The organism is Rhizobium sp. RHZ02 (genome assembly GCF_014851575.1).
GTDB classification, from domain to species: Bacteria; Pseudomonadota; Alphaproteobacteria; order Rhizobiales; family Rhizobiaceae; genus Rhizobium; species Rhizobium altiplani.
The window spans coordinates 1-4850 of record NZ_JACUZX010000056.1; the positions used below are offsets into that span (position 1 = coordinate 1).

General features: G+C 58.4%; 7 protein-coding genes. 2 read left to right on the plus strand and 5 right to left on the minus strand.

The annotated features are described in order from the left end of the window. The 4 genes from IB244_RS31240 to rpsL all read right to left on the minus strand — a co-directional run. On the minus strand, positions 1-124 hold a 124-nt coding region (locus IB244_RS31240), incomplete at its 3' end, for a GTP-binding protein (RefSeq protein WP_003578655.1). Positions 125-193: 69 nt separating this feature from the next. Further along, positions 194-2293 carry an elongation factor G gene (gene fusA / locus IB244_RS31245; protein WP_018860447.1) on the minus strand — a complete coding sequence of 700 codons (2100 nt, stop codon included), beginning with the start codon at positions 2291-2293 and terminating at the stop codon, positions 194-196. Positions 2294-2322: 29 nt separating this feature from the next. Continuing rightward, positions 2323-2793, minus strand: coding sequence for a 30S ribosomal protein S7 (gene rpsG / locus IB244_RS31250; RefSeq protein ID WP_018860448.1), 471 nt, complete (start codon positions 2791-2793; stop codon positions 2323-2325). A gap of 77 nt (positions 2794-2870) precedes the next feature. Continuing rightward, a complete protein-coding gene (gene rpsL, locus IB244_RS31255; RefSeq protein ID WP_003547537.1) occupies positions 2871-3242 on the minus strand; it encodes a 30S ribosomal protein S12 in 372 nt (123 codons plus the stop codon). Positions 3243-3727: 485 nt separating this feature from the next. Here rpsL and IB244_RS31260 point away from each other — a divergent pair, with 485 nt between their 5' ends. Beyond that, the gene (locus IB244_RS31260) at positions 3728-4021 is read left to right on the plus strand and encodes a hypothetical protein (protein WP_025662697.1); all 294 of its coding nucleotides are present in this window, start codon (positions 3728-3730) and stop codon (positions 4019-4021) included. Between the two features lie 7 nt (positions 4022-4028). After that, the gene (locus IB244_RS31265) at positions 4029-4457 is read left to right on the plus strand and encodes an NUDIX hydrolase (RefSeq protein ID WP_192242225.1); all 429 of its coding nucleotides are present in this window, start codon (positions 4029-4031) and stop codon (positions 4455-4457) included. A 247-nt stretch (positions 4458-4704) separates the two neighbouring features. Here the strand turns inward: IB244_RS31265 and IB244_RS33290 are convergent, their stop codons facing one another. Continuing rightward, entirely contained in the window at positions 4705-4842 is a 138-nt protein-coding gene (locus tag IB244_RS33290) for a group II intron maturase-specific domain-containing protein (RefSeq protein WP_409564095.1), read from the minus strand. Positions 4843-4850: the final 8 nt, after the last annotated feature.

Sequence of the window (4850 nt, forward strand, 5' to 3'; positions counted from 1 at the left end):
ACGCCTTGAACTCGCCGAAGTACTTCGTGATCGCTGCCGTCAGAGACGTCTTGCCGTGGTCAACGTGGCCGATCGTGCCGATGTTAACGTGCGGCTTGTTGCGCTCAAACTTACTCTTTGCCATTTGGGCTCTCCACTCTTTTAAGGTCCCGTGAGGGATCTAATTCTTGTTATCGGTCAATTGGTATTCCGGTCACTTCTGACCGGAATACTTTGCCTGGATTTCCGTTGCGACGTTCGACGGGACCGGCGCGTAGTGATCGAAGGTCATCGTGTACTGAGCACGGCCCTGTGACATGGAGCGCAGGTTATCGACGTACTTGAACATGTTCGCCAGCGGAACGTTGGCGGCGATGACGACGGCGATACCACGGCTTTCCTGGCCCTGGATCTGACCACGGCGGGAGTTCAGGTCACCGATAACGTCACCGACGTAATCTTCCGGCGTGACGACTTCGACCTTCATCATCGGCTCGAGGAGCTGAGCGCCGGCCTTCTTGGCTGCTTCACGGAAGCAAGCACGCGAAGCGATTTCGAACGCCAGAACCGACGAGTCGACGTCGTGGAAGGCACCGTCGATGAGCGTCGCCTTGACGCCGAGCATCGGGAAGCCAGCCAGCGGACCGGAAGACAGAACGCTTTCGATACCTTTCTGAACGCCCGGAATGTATTCCTTCGGAACTGCACCACCGACGATCTTGGACTCGAACTTGAAGTCTTCGCCATCCGGGTTCGGTTCGAAGACGATCTTGACGCGCGCGAACTGACCGGTACCACCGGACTGCTTCTTGTGCGTGTAGTCTTCTTCGTGCTGGCGCGTGATGGTTTCGCGGTAGGCAACCTGCGGAGCACCGACGTTTGCTTCAACCTTGAATTCGCGACGCATGCGGTCGACGATGATGTCGAGGTGAAGTTCGCCCATGCCGGCGATGATCGTCTGGCCGGATTCCTGGTCGGTCTTGACGCGGAAGGACGGGTCTTCAGCAGCCAGGCGGTTGAGCGCGAGGCCCATCTTTTCCTGGTCGCCCTTGGACTTCGGCTCGATCGCGATCTGGATGACCGGCTCGGGGAATTCCATGCGCTCGAGAATAACAGGCTTCAGCGGATCGCAGAGCGTGTCACCCGTAGTGGTTTCCTTGAGACCAGCGAGAGCAACGATATCACCTGCGAAGGCTTCTTCGATGTCTTCACGCGAGTTCGAGTGCATCTGCAGCATACGGCCGACGCGCTCGCGCTTGTCCTTGACCGTGTTCAGAACCGACGAACCCTTTTCGAGCTTGCCGGAATAGATGCGTGCGAAGGTCAGCGAACCGACGAACGGGTCGTTCATGATCTTGAATGCGAGCATCGAAAGCGGCTCGGAGTCGTCAGCGTGACGCTCGATTTCGGCTTCCGTCTTGAAGTCGATGCCCTTGATCGCCGGAATATCGAGCGGCGACGGCAGGTAATCGACAACGGCGTCGAGCAGCGGCTGAACGCCCTTGTTCTTGAAGGCGGTGCCGCAGAACATCGGGTGGAACTTGACGTCGATCGTGCCGCGACGGACGAGCGCGCGGATCTGATCGTTGTCGGGCATGGTGCCTTCGAGGTAGGCTTCCATCGCGGCTTCGTCGATCTCGACAACGGTCTCGATCAGCTTTTCGCGATATTCTTCAGCCTTGACCTTCATGTCTTCCGGGATTTCGACGACATCCCACTGGGCGCCGAGCGATTCATCGCGCCAGACGAGAGCGTTCATCTCGATCAGGTCGACAACGCCCTTGAAGTCGCTTTCTGCGCCGATCGGCAGCTGCATGACGACAGCCGTTGCGCCGAGACGGGTCTTGATCATCTCGACGGAGCGGTAGAAGTCCGCACCGGTCTTGTCCATCTTGTTGCAGAAGATCATGCGCGGAACATTGTACTTCTCAGCCTGGCGCCAGACGGTTTCCGTCTGCGGCTCAACACCGGCGTTGGCGTCGAGAAGAGCAATCGCACCGTCGAGAACGCGCAGCGAACGCTCGACTTCGATGGTGAAGTCGACGTGGCCGGGGGTGTCGATGATGTTGAAGCGGCGCATCTTGCCGTCACGGCCCTTCCAGAAGGTCGTGGTGGCAGCGGAGGTGATCGTGATACCACGCTCCTGCTCCTGCTCCATCCAGTCCATCGTGGCCGCGCCATCGTGCACTTCGCCGATCTTGTGCGACTTGCCGGTGTAGTAAAGGATACGCTCAGTCGTCGTCGTCTTGCCGGCGTCGATGTGCGCCATGATACCGAAATTTCGGTAGTCTTCAATTTTATATTCGCGAGCCATTGTGGACTGCCTTTCGAACCCGTTCGGGATTACCAGCGATAATGCGAGAACGCACGGTTGGCGTCAGCCATCTTGTGCGTGTCTTCGCGCTTCTTGACCGCGGAACCACGGTTGTTGGATGCATCGAGAAGCTCGCCCGACAGTCGGTCGATCATGGTCGTTTCGTTGCGCTTGCGCGCGGCAGCGATCAGCCAGCGGATGGCCAGGGCCTGACGGCGCTCCGGACGAACATCAACCGGAACCTGGTAGGTTGCACCACCAACACGGCGCGAACGGACTTCAACGTGCGGAGCAACGTTGTCCAGAGCCTGATGGAACACGCCGAGCGGCTCCTGCTTGGACTTGCCCTGTACGGAGTCAAATGCGCCGTAGACAATGCTTTCAGCGACGGACTTCTTGCCGTCAAGCATGATTGCATTCATGAACTTGGTAACAACCAGATCGCCGAACTTCGGGTCCGGGTTGATCTCGCGCTTTTCTGCTCTGTGACGTCTGGACATACTTCTCGTCTCTTCAATTGTTAAAGGCGCTCTACCACGCGGAGGACCTCGCGCAGCGCCGGGATTTCAAAGCCGAATTACTTCGGACGCTTCGCACCGTACTTCGAACGGCGCTGCTTGCGGTTCTTGACACCCTGGGTATCGAGAACGCCGCGGATGATGTGGTAACGAACACCCGGAAGGTCCTTAACACGGCCGCCGCGGATCATGACGACAGAGTGTTCCTGAAGGTTGTGGCCTTCACCGGGGATGTAACCAATGACTTCGAAGCCGTTGGTCAGGCGGATCTTTGCGACCTTACGCAGAGCCGAGTTCGGCTTCTTCGGCGTCGTCGTGTAGACGCGGGTGCAAACGCCGCGCTTCTGCGGGTTCTCCTGCAGGGCAGGAACCTTATTACGCTTTACGTTCGCCTGACGCGGCTTGCGGATAAGCTGGTTTACGGTAGGCATTCAACCATCCCTTACGTTTATATCTCAATCCCTTGCGGGCGTAACTCGCGCCGTCTCCGGCAAGATCACACGCTTGTCTCAATGCGCAAAACGTGGCCCGATCCGCTTTCGCAGATGGACCACTGAGAGCAGAGGACGCAAAAGACATGCGTCATGCGTGCAGGCATCATATCTTCAACGTGCGTTTCGAACCTTGTTTGAGGTGATCTCCGGGGCGCGTCGCCCCGAATGGCCATGCCTCACATGGGTCCGGATGGCGCGGGTACTACTGGTTTCCCGTCGTCTCGTCAAGGCCGTTAAGAAATAAACTTAGGCCAAACGCCTTGAAACCCGGCCACTACGCGCTCTTTTGGAGCTTCTAGGCGCATTCGCTGCTGCACAGCAAGATAAACTTGAGCATTGCAGTAAAAAGCGGCTATGGAATCACCGATTGCAGACGCTAAACGCATGAAATCAGATTCAAATCTCGAATCGAAGGACATCCGATGATCACCGCCCCCGACAACGACAACATTTCCGAAGGCCCGATGGTCTTCATCATCATCGGCAAGGGCTATGAGTCCGACAACAGCGAGGGCGTCGATCTCCATATCATGCTCAAGGCCGCCGACGACGACAGCGCCGTGCGCGAGGCTCTGAATGCGCTTGCGGAAGAAGGTTTCATCGAGGCCGACCTCGACCAGATCGGCATGCTGACCGAAGTGCCGTCCGAGGAGCCTCACGCCTCCGCCTATCAGGGCGCCGTCGACGGCGAAGTCGCGATCATCCGCTTCAGCTGAGGCAACGATGAAGCCGGATGCGCTCAAGGTGCTGATCTATGCAACCTGGCGCGACCGGCTGCTGGTTTTCGATGAGCCGGACTTTCCGGAGATCGAGCTTCAGGTTCCGGGCGGCACGGTAGAAGCTGGCGAAGATATCGCCGCGGCAGCCCTTCGAGAGTTTTCGGAAGAAACGGGAATCCTGTCTAAGACTCCCCTCGCCCCGCTGGTTGTCAATGACTACCGTTTCTACAAGGATGGCAGCGACGTCTGCCACCGGCGACATTACTTCCACATTCCGCTTGAAGGTGAGCAGCCCTCCACCTGGCTGCATCGCGAAATGACGCCGTTCAGCGGCGGGGGTCCAATCCTGTTCCGTTTCTTCTGGCTCAGCTTCGACGATGCCCACGTTCGGCTGGGCTACGGTATGGAGCAAGGCCTACCGCTGCTGAGCTGAGCCCTTGCAAAATCGAACTCATCGGCATAGGGGGCGATCGATGTGATCGCACCCCTGCCACACCACGCGGCATGCGGGTCCGCACCGGGCGGTTCGAGAGATTGAGGTTAGACGAGCCTGGGCATTCCAAGTTGGTCAGCCCATCTAATGGTGAGGGTGGCGTTAAGGAGCTTGCCGCTGTTGCGCCACCAGCGACCGGCATTTGCTGCCACTTGCTGGGCCACCCCAGGTTTGGCTCCCCTTGCCATCATTTCCCGAAAGATCGTCTGCCGTGCTTCCATTGCTTGAGCTGGATTGCCCTCACACGATGGCGCATCCACTCGTCCAGCGCTTGCCAGACCCGAGGTGTTTGCGCCAGCCGGAAGTAGGCTTTCCATCCGCGCACGAAGAGGC